Below are 16,664 nucleotides of genomic sequence, written 5' to 3' on the forward strand. Positions count from 1 at the left end.
GTGAAACACTCCTTTAACGTTTATCAATTTTTTTAACAATAATATCTCCAATAAATTGGATTACAAATACAATAATTAATATAAAGATTGTTGAAATTAAAATGACATCATTTTGATTTCGTGTAAATCCAGTTAAGTAAGCTAAGTTACCTAACCCACCTGCTCCAATTACACCTGCAATTGCTGTTGATCCCACTAATGCAATTGCTGTCACTGTAATACCTGAAACTAAGGCAGGTAATGATTCTTTAATTAACACTTTTCTTACTACTGTCCATGTTGTAGCACCCATTGATACAGCTGCCTCAATAACGCCTTTATCGATTTCTTTCATACCTATTTCTACTAATCTAGCATAGAAAGGTGATGCACCTATGATTAATGCTGGTAGTGCACCTTTTGGACCACTGATTGTTCCTAATAAAATATCTGTAAAAGGTATTAATAGTAGAATTAAGATGATGAATGGAATAGCTCTGAATAAGTTAACGACGAATGATACGATTGAATAAAATATTCGAGAGCTCTTTGATGTCCCTCTTGATGTTAAAAATAGTAATGTTCCTAATATTAAACCAAATACTAATGTAAATACTGTTGATATTACCGTCATGTATAGTGTTTCATATAATGCTTCCCATACGGCATCCCATTTAACATTAGGCATTGTAATCATTTCAGTTATAATATCTCCAAATGATTTATTCACTTACATTCACCTCTACTTTCACACCAAGATCATTAAGTTCTTTTTTAATTTGATCTTTAGAATAATCACCTTGAGGTAAATGAACGATCATATGGCCAAATGTGCCATTTTGAGTCAACTTAACATCACCTTCAATGACATTAATATCGATATTATATGTTTTAATAATTTTTGCTAACACAGGTTCTGAACTCGTTCCACCAACGAAATTCAGTTTCCAAATTTCTCCGTTTGGTTGTTCTTTTCTGAAATCTTCTAATGTTCTTTGAAGATCATCAGCTTTTAAGTCATCTTTTACGAAACGCTGTGTAACATATGTTTGAGGGTCATTAAATACATTGATAACTTCTCCCTCTTCGACAAATTTACCATTTTCCATGACTGCAACATGATCACATATTTTTCTAATGACATGCATTTCATGTGTAATAAGTATAATTGTTAAATTGAGCTCTTTGTTTATGTCTACTAATAAATCTAATATTTCATCAGTAGTTTGAGGATCTAATGCACTTGTTGCTTCGTCACATAATAATACGCGCGGATCATTTGCTAAAGCTCGAGCTATACCAACTCTTTGCTTTTGCCCACCGGATAATTGTGATGGATAAGCATTCTCACGACCTTCAAGACCCACTCTTTTGATAAGTGCTTTTGTTTTTTCGTTTATCTCACTTTTAGATACCCCTGCAATTTCTAAAGGAAATGCAATGTTATCTTTAACCGTACGAGACCATAGTAAATTGAAATGTTGGAATATCATACTTACCTTTTGTCTTTTTAATCTAAGGTCTTGTTTAGAAAGTTTGCCAATATTTGCACTATCAACTATAACTTCACCTTCAGTTGGCGTTTCCAGACCGTTAAACATTCGTATTAATGTACTTTTTCCAGCTCCAGAAAATCCAATTACACCATATATACTTCCTTTATCTATTTTTAAGTCGACATGGTCAACAGCTGTAATGTCACCTTTTTTTGTTTTGAAAGTTTTAACAACTTTATTTAACTCAATCAAATCTGCTGCCTCCTAATCTTTAAATTAAAAACGCCTTACTCTAATTATCAAGAGAAAGGCGTTAGAAATATGTCTTTCTCTCATCTTCAAAAGTTTACACTTTTTGTGAATTGGCACCATTTCATATATATATGACGGTTGCCGGGCTTCAAAGGGCACATCCCTCCACCACTCTTGATAAGAGTTACTACGTATTTAATTAAATTCATACTATCATGATAAGTTTTTATCGTCAATAACTTTTTGAATATTCTCAACAATATAAGGAACAGACTGAAAAGCGTATATTCTTTCTATGACCTTATCTTGTTTCATAATGAATAATACAGGTACTGATAAGATTTCAAATTCTCTACAGAACTCTGGATAAAAATTTAAATCACATTTATTGATTGGTAATTGTGTTACTTCGTTCGCTATATCCAGCATACGTTCAGATATTTTGCACGTTCCACATGTAGGTGTATAGCCAAATAATAAATGTAAATCCTTATCAAAATGCTTGTATATATCGTTCAATATTTCTGTGTGTTTCATGGTAACGATACTTCCCTTTCAATACAAAATCATTGTTTACTGTAAATCCATGATAGTTTAACACATTCGCTAAATATTGTCTTGGACAGCGAGCTACTTCAGAAAATGTCGAATCAATATAAATATGACGACTTTCACTCACATACTTCTTAAACCATTTTCGAATACGTTTACCTTCTTTATCTTGATCGACTAAAACATATACTTGTGAACCATAAATTTCTTCTAAAAGTTCGTCCATTTTTTCTACACCCATTGTTCCATGTGTACAAATAATATGAACATGATCATTTAATACTTCTTTCACTCGTTTTTTATCAGAAATACCTTCTACGATTATTACTTTTTTAATCATCGCCATGGCCATCACCTTCTACAAATGAATTAATATTATAGTTCAACTTCGTATTCAAGATTTAAAAAAACTCCATGATACCATTTGCATCGTGGAGTTTAATATTATATTATTCACCTATCATTTCACTATAAGCGTCTGCATCTAGTAATCCATCTAATTGAGCTTTATCAGATAACTCAACTTTAACCATCCATGCTTTATCATATGATGATTCATTAACAAACTCAGGGCTATCTTCTAGTTCTTCGTTTACTTCAACGACTTTTCCAGATAGTGGTGCATATAGCTCAGAAACTGTCTTAACAGATTCTACACTACCAAATGAATCTCCACTAGTTAATTCGTCACCTTCTTCAGGTAACTCAACAAACACAATGTCCCCTAATTCTGATTGAGCAAAATCAGTAATACCAATTGTTACAACATCACCATCAATTTTTACCCATTCATGTTCTTTAGAATATTTTAACTCACTAGGTACTGTCAAAGTAATCCCCTCCTATATGTATTTCACCTATAATCATGACATAAAGCGATTATTCAAGCAACTATTTTTACAACCAAGTTTGGCGATATTCGTCTTCTTTAAAACCTAAAGTAACCTTATTGCCTAAAACTGCTAAAGGTCTTTTGATTAACATACCATCTGAAGCTAATAAATCGAATTTTTCGTTGTCAGACAAATCATTCATTTTATCCTTTAAACCCAACTCGCGATATTTAGCGCCTCGAGTATTAAATAATTGATTCACAGTAATATCTGTACCATCAATGATATCCTTTAATTCTTTAGCTGTTGGTGTTAACTGTGTAATATCAATCGGTTCGAAACTAGCACCATTCTCTTCTAGAAACTTTGCTGCCTTTTTGCAAGTTGTACAATTAGGATATTGATAAAATTTTATCATGTCTTTACCTCCATATGTCTATTTAAATCTATTATAACAATATTACTAACGAACATATAGTAATGAGTTAAATAATTTTTAAAATATTGAAAATGCGATATACTTTAATTATAAGAAAAATTTCTAAGGAGCATAATAAAAATGAGAACAATTAGTCAATATGCAGAATTCGAAGAGATCACACAAAGCGAAGAACCAGTAGTTGTAAAATTCTTTGCAGACTGGTGCCCAGATTGCACAAGAATGAACCAATGGATTGATCCTATCATCGACGAATATCATAATTTCAACTGGTATCAAATTAATCGCGATCAAGTTCCAGAAGCGGCTACAGAAAATGATGTAATGGGAATTCCAAGTTTATTAGTATTTAAAAATAACGAAAAACTTGCTCACTTACATTCAGCAAATGCCAAAACACCTGAAGATGTAAAAGCATTTTTAGCTGAAAACTTAAAATAATAAATAGTTGATTTAAATAAGCAAGAGGCTGAGACAATTAATTGTCTCAGCCTCTTACTGTATGGTGATGATTTTGAGAATGTCTTCGATTAACTATCTAATTAATCTACAACTTAGCCTAATACATTATATTATTACCATTCTGTAATAAGTGAATTATTTTTTCTTGTCATTACATTTACACTTGGGTCTTTTTCTGTAACATATAAAAATCCATTAACATCTTCATCATCATTTACTCCAACGATTTTACGGAATGTTGGTTTGAATATAAATTCAGGTGTTTTCCAACATGAACCCATTCCTTCATCGTGTATGAGTAACATTAAATTTTGAATAAATGCACCTATCGCCATTTGATTTTCAAGATTTTCTTTTTGTCTTGAATCTCTTTTCGAAAGTATAACAAACATGCCACCGACTTTAGTCACTTTGTTTATATATTTTTCTTGTTTAGCAGGATCATTTACAAATGCAGATTGTGCTACTTTTTCAGCAAATTCAGGTATTTGTTTTTTATTTATATATACTAATCTCCACGGTTCTCGCATTCCATGATTTGGAGCATAAGTTGCTAAATCAACTAAAGAAAATAATTTCTCTTCATCAATATACATCTCATAGTCATATTTTTTTACGCTTCTTCTTTCTATAATCGCTTTCTTTAATTCCATTATTTACACTCCCAATTCCCATTGATAATTATTATCAATTATATCATAAAAATGAGCTTAAATTCTAATATAATAGAATTTAAGCTCATATATTAATGTTGATATAAATCTAATTGTTTCTTAATTTCTTTAACATGAATTTGTCCAGGTGCTGCTTCTTTACCTACAAAGCCATAAGTGAATTTAGAACCAAATAATCCACCAGTGATTCTAGTCATTTTTCCTAGTTCACCCATTGAAATACCAATCACATCAATTTCCAGCTTATGATAAGCTCTGTTCAGAGCATTAAGCATAGATAATAAGTGTTTTTCATTGTGTGGCATTACGGCAAGCTTCCCGATATCTGCACCTAATTCTGCCATTTTTTCATAAGTTACAAACATTTCTTCTTCATCAGGCGTCGATTTAAAATCATGATGAGATATGATTATTTTAACTTCATTATTTTGTGCTTTTGTTATGCAATTCATTAAATTATCTTCGTAAGTATCTAATTGAATATCTACATAATCAGCTTTTTTATTACAAATAATGTCTTGCATTAATTTGTAATATGATTCATGATCAAAATCACCATTTCCACCTTGCCCTTTTGAACGATAAGTGAATAATATCGGTGCAAGTTGATATTCTTTTTTAAATTTCTCTAATATTTCATTAATATTTTCAATTGAAGTGTTTTTTAAAGCGTCTGCTCTAAATTCAACGATATCAATTGAATCTTTATTTGAAATGAGTTCTTCAACTGTTTTTTTAATATCATCTGCTGTTTCTAATGATATTGTCGCAACGATATATGGAAACGTTTTTGTTTGTTCTTCAGTCATAGTCATTCCTCCAATGTTCTTCTATTTATATTTTACATTAGTCGAGGAAATTTTTCTATGAAACGATGGTTGAATATATCATATAAATAGCTACCCATCATAATTTTAAAACTTATTTTACAATTAATACCGGGATTGCAGCTCGTTTAGCAACTTTATGACTGACACTTCCTAACACGAGTTTATCTTCATCTTCTGCTTTTCTATTACTTAAAACAACAATGTCAAAATCTCCAGTATTAGCTTTATTTACCAATTCTGATTTAGGATTCCCTTGAACAAATTGAAGATTATATTTGATATTTTGTTCATTAAAATAATCAAATATATGGTTCATCGATTCTTGTCTTTTTTCTTTAAGTTCATCTAAATGGACACCCGTACGTACAGAAGCTTTTAAATCTTTTTCGCTAACAACGTTATAAAGTGTGACTTCTGACCCTTCTCCAACAAGTTTAGCAATCTGTTCTAAAACTTTTTCATTTTTCATTTCTGTATTAATGCCAAACAAAATATTTTTATACATGATTACCACTCCTTTTACTCTATTCTAAACTAAGTGTTGCCCTATTTTCAATTTTTTACATTCTGAAAAATAATAAAATATTAATTTACTATAAATATTTTGTATATTTTATAATAGACCTAGATTTATTACCCAATTTACTATAAACTAAAAATAATTAATAAATAAAACAATTGTTTTACATTGATTATTTACTTGTGTATAAGGTTTTGAAATCATACATAGACAATTGTTTTTTATTAAAAAATAATACATAAAGGGGGAAATATTATGGCTAATTCTAATCAATCAGATCAGAATCCTTTCAACCAAAACACCTCAGAACAACAAAACGCACAACAAAATAATCCATTTAATGATTCTACTGATGGTAATAATCATCAGCAAGAGCAACGCCAATCGGGAGATGGTAAAGGCTCTAGTATGAAACCTTGGTTCTTTGGCTGTGGTGGATGTTTAATAGTATTCATTATTTTAGCAGTTATTTTGGGTGCATGTGCTGCTGGCCCAATTAAAGACCAAATTGATGAGTTCACAAATAATAGTACTGAAGAAAAATCTACTGAAGAAGAACCTACAGATGAGGAAACTACTGAAGAAGAATCTACTGAAGAAGAATCTACTGAAGAGGAAACTACTGAAGAATCTACAGATGAAGATGATGATTCATCTACTGTTACTAGAAACACAACAGTAGGAAACTCAATTAGTGCAATCGGTACAAAAATTACAGTAGAAAAAGCTGAATTTGTTGAACCAACTAATAAATATAGTAAACCTTCTAAAGATAAAATATTAAAAGTTTCTTACAAACTAGATAATATTAATAACTCAAGTTTAATCGTTGGTGATACTAACTTCGGAATTACAGCTGATGGTAGTAGAGTTTCAAAATTCTATGGTATGGATGATGAAAATGATGGATTTTCATTTAGTTTAAAACCTGGTGAGTCAGATACAGGTTATGCATACTATGATGTACCAGAAGCGGATCAATATGACGTACAATTACAATTACGCTCATCAGATAAACGTTACAAAATGAAATGGGAAATTGATGAAGACGACATAAAATAATCAAAAAGAGCAGGAATTCATTTTTTTAAAATGAATTCCTGCTCTTTTTATACTATAAAGAAATAATAATTCAATTAGTTATTATTTCTTAAATTTATCGATAACATCATTTGCTTTATTTTTTGCGTTTTCTACCGCTTCTTTAGCTTTACCAGAAGTTTTATCTTTTTTACCTTCATTTTCTAACTCTTTATTATCTGTTGCATTACCAACTGTTTCTTTAACATTACCTTTTGCTTGTTCGAATTTGCTTTCGTCTGCCATTTTATATCACCCTTCATAAATCATAATTGAATGATTATCCATTCTATATTATTTATACCCAATAACATACTTTATAAACATCTTATTTAATTGAATGGTAATTAAAAACTTCCTTAATTAATCACTTATCTATGAAACTATGATTTAAAAATTAAATTAGGGGTAAACATTTAATATATACTAAAGGAGGTATTTTTTTATGGCAACTCAATATGAAACAAAAGCAACAAACACAGGTGGTCGTAAAGGTCATGTTTATACAGATGATAAAGCAATTGATGTAGACGTGTTACCACCACAACAAGCTGATGGTAACGCTACAAACCCTGAACAACTTTTCGCTGCGGGTTATGCTTCATGTTTCAATGGCGCTTTCGATTTGATTTTAAAACAAAACAAAGTACGTGACGCTGAACCAGAAGTTACTTTAACTGTACGTTTAGTAGATGACCCAAATGCTGAAAGCCCAAAACTAGAAGTAGATATTGATGCTAAAGTTAAAAATGTATCTCAAGAAGACGCAGAAAAATATTTAAAAGATGCTCATGATTTCTGCCCTTACTCAAAAGCGACTAGAAATAATATAGACGTTAATTTAAATGTTGAAGCTGTTTAATAATTATAAAAAAAGCATCGGGTGAAATCACCCGATGCTTTTTTCTTATGATTTGTTTGTTTCTTCTTCCTGATTCCACCATAATGCATCTTTTGGATTTTCATATACTTCTTGTAAGTCTTCTTTATTATCAACATTCGGATATGATCCTCTTAGTGATTTGTTTGAAGTTGTTTTGAACATAAACAAGAATATGACTAATCCTACTACATTTATAAATGTTAAATAATATGACGGTGCAATTTTTTGACCAGTTGTTTCTACTAAAGTGGTTAAAATAAATGGTGTTAAACCACCAAAAATTGCTGCACCTATATTATATACAAGAGATAACGTTCTTAGTCTTACTTTTGTATAGAATATACTTGGTAACACTGATGGCATAACACCTTCAAATGTAGACATGAATAATGCAATAATGAATAAACCTGCAATTACCACTGGAATGGATGGAATACTCATCAACCAGAAAGCTAATACTGAGAGTAAACTAAATCCTATTAGGCCAAATAAAATTGTGTTTTTATTTCCAACTTTATCACTATACCAACCAAAGAAGAATACTGCCGGTATCATTGCTGCCATAGTTAAAATACTTAGCATACTACTCATCGTACCGCCTAAATCTAACGTACCATTAAGGAACGAAGGCATATATGATAAAACCATATAGTTTGCTACATTTAAGAATGCTACACCAGCGAAACAAACGATTATATCTCTCCAATATTTTCTAAATATATCTTTATAAGAATACTCAAGTTCTTCTTGTTCTTCGAGAGTTGTTTCATAAGCTGGACTTTCATCTAAATTATTTCTTAAATACACACCAATGATTCCTAATGGTGCTGCAATAATGAATGGAATTCTCCACCCCCATGAAGCCATTTGTTCATCATTCAGTACAGCATACATAATACCTACGAGTGCTGCAGCTAATATACTTCCAGACAACGTTCCGATTTCAAGTCCGCTTCCTAACTTACCTCTTGTTTTATCTGGCGAAATTTCGGCTATGTATGTCATTGCACCTGCATACTCACCACCAGTTGAGAATGATTGTACCATTCTAACAATTAATAATAAGATTGGTGCCCAAATCCCTATTTCATGTTGAGTAGGCAAAAGACCTAAAGCTAGTGTTGATAGTGCCATCATAATAATAGTTGTCGATAGCACAACTTTACGTCCATGTTTATCTCCAAGATGGCTAAAGAATATACCACCTATTGGTCTAACAATAAAAGCAAATGCAAATACTGCAAATGTTGATGCAAGTTGAATTTCTTTTGGCATATTACCAAAGAAGTTCATACTTATAATAACTGCTAATTGAGCATAAAGACCGAAGTCAAACCACTCAATTGCATTACCAATCCCTGTTGCGACGACAGTTTTTTTAGTTTTACTAGCGTCTACAACATTAACGTTCTTTTTCTTGAATTTCATAATTTTATAAACACTCCCCATTTTGTCTATATATTCATATAGCCTATTAAAATGTTTTTAATCAAAAAAACTGAAATTTATAAAAACATCTCACAATACTCTTCAAATCATGTTTAAAATTAATAATAAATAAAACACTCCGTTGAATAAATTTACATTAAAGTAATCTATCCAACGGAGTGTTTAATTCGTTATATTTTTTTAGCTAATTCAGTCATAAAATCAAAGAATCCATCTCGATCTACATCATTCACAATATTAACGATTCTTCCTTCTTCACTTTTAAAAGTACGACCCTGGCTAGGTCCATGAGTGATTACAGATAATTTTTGTTCTTCTTTCTCTACAAGTTCTGGCTTGCCAACGTACGCAGTTGTTAATACATCCCATAAGAAGTACGTAGAATTCGTAACAAAGTGTGTTAACGGTGGTACTAGCGCATAACAAATACCTAGAAAATCTACACCTTCAAATTGTCTTTCGTTTGCCCAACGTTTACGAATGTCCGGAGTTAATGGTACTTTGTTTGTACTTTCCAGTGCTACCATATCAATCGGTAAATTCGTATCAAATACTGTTTGAACAGCTTCTGGATCCCAAAAAGCATTCCACTCTGCTGTTCCATCATGTTCAGGTTCTTCTACATTTCCTTTATCCAGCAAAGTTCCACCCATCCAAACTACTCTTTCAATACGTTCTTCTATTCTAGGTTCAACTTTTAAGCTTTTAGCTAAATCAGTTAAAGGGCCAGTCAATAACATTGTGACTTTTTCAGAACTATTCATGACTTTCTCTATAATATCTTCATAAGCTTCATTTTCAGAAATAGTAGACTTAATATCTACATCTTCATTTAAAATCGGCATTGCATCTACAAAAAATGCATGCATTCTCCAATCTTTAGGAAAAGGATTTTTACCTCTTTCTTGCGAAGATGCAACATCTAATTGCTGTGATGAAAATCGATTAATAATTTTACAGGACGCATTCGTTGCTGGTTCAACATAGCAATCTGCACCAATAGCGCTAACACCAATTAAATTCACATCATCCATTTGTAATAACAAAAATAATGAAATTAAATCATCGACGCCACCATCATGGTTAAAATATACTGTCTGCATTAGTTTACCTCTTTCTACTATTTCAAATATAAATATTCTTCTAATTCAATTATCGTTCTTCAGACGAATTTGAATCACGCTGAGATTGCTTCTGCTGTGCTGCTCGTTCTCTTTCTTTTTGTGCTGCCTCTTGTGCTGCTCGTTGTTTTTCTTGTTGTGCTGCTTGGTCTTTTTGTTGCTGTTGTTGTTTTTCTCGTTCCGCTGCAGCTTGTTCTTGCTCTCGTCGTTTCTGTTCTGCTGCTGCCTGTTCTTTTTGAGCAGCTGCTTGATCTTGTTCTTTTTGTGCTGCTGCTTTTTCTTCAGCTGCTTCTTGTTGTTTCTTCTCTTGCTCAGCAGCTTTTTTATCTGCTTCCTCTTTAGCTGCTTTATCTTCGGCAGCTTTTTTAGCCGCTTCTTCTTTTGCTTCTTTATCTTTAGCCGCTTTATCTTCAGCATCTTTTTGACGTTTCTTCTCTGCTTCATCTAATTTTTTCTGTTCTTCTGCAGAATTGTTAGGTTGTTCAACAGTTTGTTGTTCATTTGTTTGTGGTTCTTGTGGTGGCACCACTTCTTCAGTTGTTCTTTCATTATTCAAATCTTCTTTAATATCTTTTTTAGCTATAGTCCAATTTGCTTTATATTCTTTTTTAGATGATTTAAAATCCATATTTACTTGATACTTATCCATATCCGCTACATCATAATATAAATAACTAGATTTAGTCTCACCTTTTTCTAGTTGATGTTGGAAACCACCTTTATTATCTTTCATACCATTAAACTGTGGCTGTACTTCTCCATCAATTGTTAAATTAAAATTAGAATTATCTATAAATTTTTTACCTTTCTCTAAATTTTTGAATTTATAATTGATTTTCAATATTTTGCCGTTTTGAGAATATGAATAACCATCATCAGGCAGAACAAACTCAGCCTTAGTGACCGTTACTTCTAAACCATTAGCGATAATTTTGTCACCTAACTTTAAATCTTTCAAGTCTTTCTTAGGTGTATCAGATATATGTTTAACTTCCTTTGGCTTGTCTTCTTTGAATAATTGTTTGTATGAATATTCTTTATCAAAAGACAAACTCACAAAAATACAAACAAAGCTTATAACACCAACTACAAATAGCACGATTGTACTTGCTAAATAGCTGCTATACTGTTTTTCTTTGGCATATTTTATTACTGTGATAGCCAAAGTAACAATAAAGGCAATGGATATAACTACCCACAACAACACAAAAAGTATACTGCTCATTTTTTCTCTCCTCTTAGATTGATTAGTTATTTTATCATAGCATGAATTAGTTAAAATAATAGTATTAAACTAAATTATCACTCACTATAATTGACCAATTCTTTCAAAAGTTAATTCATATAATTCTTTATCATCTAAATTAACAAAACTATCAATCGAGATTCTATATTCATTAGATGAGCGTTTTTTAGATACCTGACCATTATACTTCAACTCAATCGTCATGTTAGTTTCATAACCATTATTTTCAATAGTATCACTAAACTCAGAGAGTACTTTTTGATTAATAGGAATTAAATAAAACTGATTGTTAGGTAAAATGTTAATACGTTTCCTTTGAAGTATTTCTTCATCATTTAACTTTAATATAACTTCAATATCTTTCGCAGAGCCGCCACCTAAATTTAATAATTTAAATGCCGTGTTCACATACTCATGGTCAGAAGCAGTCAAATTCCTCACTTTAATCCCACGCTTATTCTTTTCTAAAATAATCTGATCAAATGATAAATAAGGAATAAAAGATATTTTAATTTGACGAATTTGGATCATAACAGATATAAAATATAAAATGGCCATTATAAACGTACCAATAGAACCAATAGCTTGAATAATATTTATCATACTTTCACCTCTCTATAAAAACCTTGTTCTATTTTATACCCACTTCGAAATTGCTAAATCATATATTAGAAATGAAAAAGGTTCGAATACTGTTTAACGAGTATCGAACCTTTTAATAACACCTTTTAATATTCTTCTTTTAAAATACTATATATTAATGAATCTCTATAACCATCTTTTAATTTTATATCTTGTCTTAATATCGCTTCATGTTTCATACCTAACTTTTGTAAAACGATTTCTGAAGCTGAGTTACGTATATCAGTTGAAGCCCATATTCTATTTAATTTAAGAACTTTAAATCCATATTTTATAATAGTTCTTCCAATATCCGTTGCTATACCGTTACCCCAATATTCTGGATGTACAATATAACCAAGTTCTCCACTTTGATTTTTTGTGTCACTAACCAGTTGTATCGCACCAATAACTTTATCAGTATCAGCATCGACAATGACATTGTACATCCAATTTTCATCTCGGTTTAATAACATTTCCACAAATTCTTCAGTTTCTTCATAAGATTGAGGCTCCCATGATTGATATTGACTCACTTCAGGTTTATTAGCATATGCATGAATATCTTCTATATCTGAACGTTTTAAATCTCGTAAATAGTAATCCATTAGATATCCTCCAATTAGTTTATGTATTATTATGATTGGGAATATCTTATCACAATTCTCTTTTTAATACCAAACTATTCTTATAAGTTTACTATGTTATAGATAAGATAATGCGTTTTCGGGTCGATAATTTTATTTATCGGCCTGTATTTCGTGTTTTCGGGTCGATATTTTATTTTATCTGACTGCATTTCGCATTTCTGGACTGGTAATTTTATTTATCGGTCCGTATTTCTCATTTCTGAACCGGTAATTTTATTTATCGGTCCGTATTTCTCATTTCTGGACCGCTATTTTTATTTATCGGTCTGTATTTCGTGTTTCCGGACCGCTATTTTTATTTATCGGTCCGTATTTCTCATTTCTGGACCGCTATTTTATTTTATCGGTCCGTATTTACCAATTCATATCTCATCATATCTTCATCATAATAACTTACACCATCAAAAATAGCTTTTGGTTCTGTAGCATACTTTTGAAACCCCATTTTTTTATAAAATTCTATCGCTCGATTATTATTAGAAAGAACACTTAAATCTATAAACTTTAATTCATTTAACTCTGATGCCAGTTGAATCAACTTATTGACAACTCTGCTAGCTATACCAGTACTACGGTAATCAGGATGACAATACATTGCCACAAGGTTTCCTTTATGGTTAAGTTTTTTAACAGTTTCTCTATAAAAAGTTAATACACACACTAATTTATCATCTTCAAATCCACCGATTGTAAATTTCAACTCGTTTGATTCTAGACGTTTTTCAAATTTACTTAACGGATAATTTATTTCAATTTCATATAAAGAAGCAAATGCTTGTGCATCAGTTTGTAAACTTAGCAATCTTAAATCTCTAAATTCAATAACATCATTTTTATTTAATAGACGCACTACCATTTCACCACTCCTTTACTCACTAAAGTAATATACGTTTCCTGCCCCGTCATAATCATCTAGTTCTGGGTCGTGTTTGAATCCTAATTTTTCTGCTGTTTTTATGGATGGTGTATTTTCCTTTTTAGTTAATGCTACTATTTTATATTGGTTCTCAGTGATTTCTTTTACATGCTCTATTATTCTTTGGCTCGCTTCTGCTACAAGTCCTTGTTTAGTTTGCGCCGCTTCTATTCTGTAATATATATTCAAATAAGTTTGACCTTTTATATTTTTAAATTGTAATCCACATATACCAAATGGTTCATAGTAGTCTTTTTTTATTAGTACGTAATATCCTAATCCGTGTTCTTTATAGTGCTTAATCCACTCTGACAATGTTTCTTTAAATGCTTCTTTATCTTCTACTGGACCTGCTGGATTATATTTTTGATTTAAAGGATCGCGATGTACTTCAAATAATTTATCAAGATATGTATTTGCTGGTGCTACAAGTTTAAGTCGCTCTGTTTCTAAGATCATCTGAATTCTCCTTTTTACAACAATTTTATTTTATATCATACCATTAAGCATAAAAAATACCCACCAATTAAGGTAGGTACTCATCAAAATGCATTTATTTTACTCTTTCAATAATTTCACTTAAATTTTTAAGACTACTATCTATTTCATTTATACTGGTTGGTATTTTATATATAATCTGGTTATTTTTAAATTTTTAAATTATTATAATATATAGAAGCTTAAATTAAGCCTTTACTCTAAAAGAAAATCATTAAAGAAAGTGTGTTCATTATGATACAACCTATAATCCATGGATTTTTATTAGCCTTAGGACTCATTTTACCTTTGGGTGCACAAAATGTATTTGTATTTAATCAAGGAGCAAATCAAAAACGCTTAATCGGTACTTTGCCTGTAATCATTACAGCTGGTCTATGTGACACTTTTTTAATAGTTCTTGCTATATTAGGTGTTTCTTTAATATTAATGTCACTTCCAATTTTACAAATTGTGATATATATTGTCGGACTTGTATTTTTATTATATATGTCTTGGTCGTTATGGCATGAAAAGCCAGATCACTTAAAAACGTATAATTCTATGAGCGCTAAAAAACAAATAGGGTTCGCTTTATCCGTATCATTGTTAAACCCTCATGCTATTATGGATACTATTGGTGTTATTGGTACAAGTGCAACCGTATATTCAGGAACAGATAAGCTTTTGTTTAGTATCTCCACTATTGTCGTTTCCTGGCTGTGGTTTATTTTGTTAGCTATACTTGGGAAACTGCTCGGTTCTATCGATAAAACCGGAAAATATATTATAATATTGAATAAATTTTCAAGCATTATCGTATTAATCGTTAGTCTAATTATAATCAAAAATATTTTATCTATTATTTTTTAAAATTAAAGAGAGCGGAATAGAAATCTAATTTATTGAAAAGATTTCTATTCCGCTCTCTTTACTCATATTAATCAAGACAACTGCCATACATACGGGTCATGTAATTGTGACCAATCTGCATCTATTTCATGTGAATTAACTAAACATTTATCTAATGATTTTGTTATTTCTTCTACATTTAAATCACTGCCTATGATAACAAATTGTGTTTCTCTATCACCGTATTCAGGATCCCAGTTTACTTTTACTTCTGGTCTTTCATCTAATATTTCTTTTTTTTGTTGTTCGTTCATAGCATCAACCCAATATGTAATTGGATGAATATTAACGAATGAACCTGCTTGTGAAAACAAACATGCAACATGGTTATACTGTGCTAACCAGACTATACCTTTCGCTCTAATAATATTGTTTTCCATATTTTCCATCCATTGATTAAATCTCTCAGCATGAAATGGTAATCTTCTTTTATATACAAAAGATGAAATACCATATTCCTCAGTTTCTGGCGTATGATTAGCATGTCCACCTTCAGTTAATTCTTTAATCCATCCTGCTGATTGGCTCGCCTTTTCATAATCAAATAATCCTGTATTAACAACTTCAGTTAATGAAACATCTGCAAAACTTGTTTTAATAAATTTGGCACTTGGCTGTAGTTTTCTTAAAATGATTTCAAGTTGTTCTAAGTCCTTGTCTGCTACTAAATCAGCTTTATTCAAAATAAGCACATCACAAAATTCTATTTGATCAATTAATAAATCAGAAATAGATCTTTCGTCATCTTCACTGACACCTTCATCTCTATCTTTCAATAAGTCTTCTGAATACATATCATTTACAAATCTATGAGCATCAACAACTGTTACCATTGTATCTAATCGACATATACTTGTTAAATCTATACCTGATTCATCATCTATATACGAAAAAGTTTGTGCGACAGGTACTGGCTCAGAAATACCCGTCGATTCTATAACGATTTGATCTACATCTCCTCGTTTTACGATTTTTTCAACTTCGATAAGCAAATCTTCTCTTAACGTACAACAAATACAGCCATTTGATAACTCGACTAGCTTTTCATCTGTCCTAGAAATGCCTCCACCTTCTACTACTAAATCTTTATCTATATTAATTTCACTCATGTCATTCACGATTACTGCAATTTTCAAACCTTCTCTATTCTTCAAAATATTATTCAATAGTGTTGTTTTGCCAGAACCTAAATAACCACTCAATACTGTAACTGGTACTTTATTCAAAATACTTCCCTCCCAATACAACTATTTTTCATGTTCATCTTTATTT

At 31.0% G+C, this 16,664-nt stretch carries 22 protein-coding genes and 1 riboswitch; of the genes, 4 read left to right on the forward strand and 18 right to left on the reverse strand.

Features of this window, described 5'->3' with window-relative positions:
- Nucleotides 1-13: 13 nt before the first annotated feature.
- The 6 genes from B2G86_RS08695 to B2G86_RS08720 form a co-directional block, all read right to left on the reverse strand.
- Nucleotides 14-709 (reverse strand): methionine ABC transporter permease, encoded by a 696-nt coding sequence (locus B2G86_RS08695; RefSeq protein ID WP_078357712.1) that lies wholly within the window; start codon nucleotides 707-709, stop codon nucleotides 14-16.
- Complete coding sequence (locus B2G86_RS08700) at nucleotides 702-1,727, reverse strand: methionine ABC transporter ATP-binding protein (protein ID WP_078357713.1); 1,026 nt, start codon at nucleotides 1,725-1,727, stop codon at nucleotides 702-704. The genes B2G86_RS08695 and B2G86_RS08700 overlap by 8 nt, the downstream gene beginning before the upstream one ends.
- A 77-nt stretch (nucleotides 1,728-1,804) precedes the next feature.
- A riboswitch (SAM riboswitch) is annotated at nucleotides 1,805-1,911 on the reverse strand.
- A gap of 29 nt (nucleotides 1,912-1,940) precedes the next feature.
- Entirely contained in the window at nucleotides 1,941-2,264 is a 324-nt protein-coding gene (locus B2G86_RS08705) for a thioredoxin family protein (RefSeq protein WP_078357714.1), read from the reverse strand.
- Entirely contained in the window at nucleotides 2,221-2,625 is a 405-nt protein-coding gene (locus B2G86_RS08710) for a toprim domain-containing protein (protein ID WP_078357715.1), read from the reverse strand. The genes B2G86_RS08705 and B2G86_RS08710 overlap by 44 nt, the downstream gene beginning before the upstream one ends.
- A gap of 103 nt (nucleotides 2,626-2,728) precedes the next feature.
- Nucleotides 2,729-3,109: a glycine cleavage system protein GcvH gene (gcvH, locus tag B2G86_RS08715; RefSeq protein WP_078357716.1), complete on the reverse strand. Its 381-nt coding sequence runs from the start codon at nucleotides 3,107-3,109 to the stop codon at nucleotides 2,729-2,731.
- Between the two features lie 67 nt (nucleotides 3,110-3,176).
- Nucleotides 3,177-3,530 (reverse strand): arsenate reductase family protein, encoded by a 354-nt coding sequence (locus B2G86_RS08720; protein WP_078357717.1) that lies wholly within the window; start codon nucleotides 3,528-3,530, stop codon nucleotides 3,177-3,179.
- 141 nt (nucleotides 3,531-3,671) lie between these two features.
- On the opposite strand from B2G86_RS08720, the gene B2G86_RS08725 reads away from it, so the two are divergent.
- Nucleotides 3,672-3,992, forward strand: coding sequence for a thioredoxin family protein (locus B2G86_RS08725; protein ID WP_078357718.1), 321 nt, complete (start codon nucleotides 3,672-3,674; stop codon nucleotides 3,990-3,992).
- A gap of 134 nt (nucleotides 3,993-4,126) precedes the next feature.
- Here the strand turns inward: B2G86_RS08725 and B2G86_RS08730 are convergent, their stop codons facing one another.
- The 3 genes from B2G86_RS08730 to B2G86_RS08740 all read right to left on the reverse strand — a co-directional run bounded on the left by B2G86_RS08730 (nucleotide 4,127) and on the right by B2G86_RS08740 (nucleotide 6,022).
- Nucleotides 4,127-4,666, reverse strand: a complete 540-nt coding sequence (locus B2G86_RS08730; protein ID WP_078357719.1) for a nitroreductase family protein — start codon at nucleotides 4,664-4,666, stop codon at nucleotides 4,127-4,129.
- Between the two features lie 92 nt (nucleotides 4,667-4,758).
- Nucleotides 4,759-5,496, reverse strand: a complete 738-nt coding sequence (aroD, locus tag B2G86_RS08735) for a type I 3-dehydroquinate dehydratase (protein ID WP_078357720.1) — start codon at nucleotides 5,494-5,496, stop codon at nucleotides 4,759-4,761.
- Between the two features lie 112 nt (nucleotides 5,497-5,608).
- The gene (locus tag B2G86_RS08740; protein ID WP_078357721.1) at nucleotides 5,609-6,022 is read right to left on the reverse strand and encodes a universal stress protein; all 414 of its coding nucleotides are present in this window, start codon (nucleotides 6,020-6,022) and stop codon (nucleotides 5,609-5,611) included.
- A 270-nt stretch (nucleotides 6,023-6,292) separates the two neighbouring features.
- On the opposite strand from B2G86_RS08740, the gene B2G86_RS08745 reads away from it, so the two are divergent.
- The gene (locus tag B2G86_RS08745; RefSeq protein WP_078357722.1) at nucleotides 6,293-7,099 is read left to right on the forward strand and encodes a DUF4352 domain-containing protein; all 807 of its coding nucleotides are present in this window, start codon (nucleotides 6,293-6,295) and stop codon (nucleotides 7,097-7,099) included.
- An 81-nt stretch (nucleotides 7,100-7,180) separates the two neighbouring features.
- On the opposite strand, the gene B2G86_RS08750 is transcribed toward B2G86_RS08745, so the two are convergent.
- Nucleotides 7,181-7,363, reverse strand: coding sequence for a CsbD family protein (locus B2G86_RS08750; RefSeq protein ID WP_078357723.1), 183 nt, complete (start codon nucleotides 7,361-7,363; stop codon nucleotides 7,181-7,183).
- A 199-nt stretch (nucleotides 7,364-7,562) separates the two neighbouring features.
- On the opposite strand from B2G86_RS08750, the gene B2G86_RS08755 reads away from it, so the two are divergent.
- Complete coding sequence (locus B2G86_RS08755; RefSeq protein ID WP_078357724.1) at nucleotides 7,563-7,979, forward strand: organic hydroperoxide resistance protein; 417 nt, start codon at nucleotides 7,563-7,565, stop codon at nucleotides 7,977-7,979.
- A gap of 45 nt (nucleotides 7,980-8,024) precedes the next feature.
- Here B2G86_RS08755 and B2G86_RS08760 read toward each other — a convergent pair whose 3' ends face one another.
- The 7 genes from B2G86_RS08760 to B2G86_RS08790 all read right to left on the reverse strand — a co-directional run bounded on the left by B2G86_RS08760 (nucleotide 8,025) and on the right by B2G86_RS08790 (nucleotide 14,462).
- Complete coding sequence (locus B2G86_RS08760) at nucleotides 8,025-9,428, reverse strand: MFS transporter (protein WP_078357725.1); 1,404 nt, start codon at nucleotides 9,426-9,428, stop codon at nucleotides 8,025-8,027.
- 191 nt (nucleotides 9,429-9,619) lie between these two features.
- Nucleotides 9,620-10,552: a nucleoside hydrolase gene (locus B2G86_RS08765; RefSeq protein WP_078357726.1), complete on the reverse strand. Its 933-nt coding sequence runs from the start codon at nucleotides 10,550-10,552 to the stop codon at nucleotides 9,620-9,622.
- A gap of 49 nt (nucleotides 10,553-10,601) precedes the next feature.
- Entirely contained in the window at nucleotides 10,602-11,795 is a 1,194-nt protein-coding gene (locus B2G86_RS08770) for a DUF4352 domain-containing protein (RefSeq protein ID WP_078357727.1), read from the reverse strand.
- Nucleotides 11,796-11,879: 84 nt separating this feature from the next.
- Nucleotides 11,880-12,419, reverse strand: coding sequence for a hypothetical protein (locus B2G86_RS08775; protein ID WP_078357728.1), 540 nt, complete (start codon nucleotides 12,417-12,419; stop codon nucleotides 11,880-11,882).
- 125 nt (nucleotides 12,420-12,544) lie between these two features.
- Nucleotides 12,545-13,045, reverse strand: a complete 501-nt coding sequence (locus tag B2G86_RS08780; RefSeq protein WP_078357729.1) for a GNAT family N-acetyltransferase — start codon at nucleotides 13,043-13,045, stop codon at nucleotides 12,545-12,547.
- Nucleotides 13,046-13,427: 382 nt separating this feature from the next.
- Nucleotides 13,428-13,943, reverse strand: a complete 516-nt coding sequence (locus tag B2G86_RS08785; protein ID WP_078357730.1) for a GNAT family N-acetyltransferase — start codon at nucleotides 13,941-13,943, stop codon at nucleotides 13,428-13,430.
- A 12-nt stretch (nucleotides 13,944-13,955) separates the two neighbouring features.
- Nucleotides 13,956-14,462, reverse strand: a complete 507-nt coding sequence (locus B2G86_RS08790; RefSeq protein WP_078357731.1) for a GNAT family N-acetyltransferase — start codon at nucleotides 14,460-14,462, stop codon at nucleotides 13,956-13,958.
- A 273-nt stretch (nucleotides 14,463-14,735) separates the two neighbouring features.
- Here B2G86_RS08790 and B2G86_RS08795 point away from each other — a divergent pair, with 273 nt between their 5' ends.
- Entirely contained in the window at nucleotides 14,736-15,353 is a 618-nt protein-coding gene (locus B2G86_RS08795) for a LysE/ArgO family amino acid transporter (protein ID WP_078357732.1), read from the forward strand.
- Nucleotides 15,354-15,424: 71 nt separating this feature from the next.
- On the opposite strand, the gene B2G86_RS08800 is transcribed toward B2G86_RS08795, so the two are convergent.
- Nucleotides 15,425-16,618 carry a GTP-binding protein gene (locus B2G86_RS08800; RefSeq protein WP_078357733.1) on the reverse strand — a complete coding sequence of 398 codons (1,194 nt, stop codon included), beginning with the start codon at nucleotides 16,616-16,618 and terminating at the stop codon, nucleotides 15,425-15,427.
- Between the last annotated feature and the right edge of the window lie 46 nt (nucleotides 16,619-16,664).

It is taken from the genome of Mammaliicoccus fleurettii (assembly GCF_002018435.1).
In the GTDB taxonomy this organism is placed as follows: Bacteria; Bacillota; Bacilli; order Staphylococcales; family Staphylococcaceae; genus Mammaliicoccus; species Mammaliicoccus fleurettii.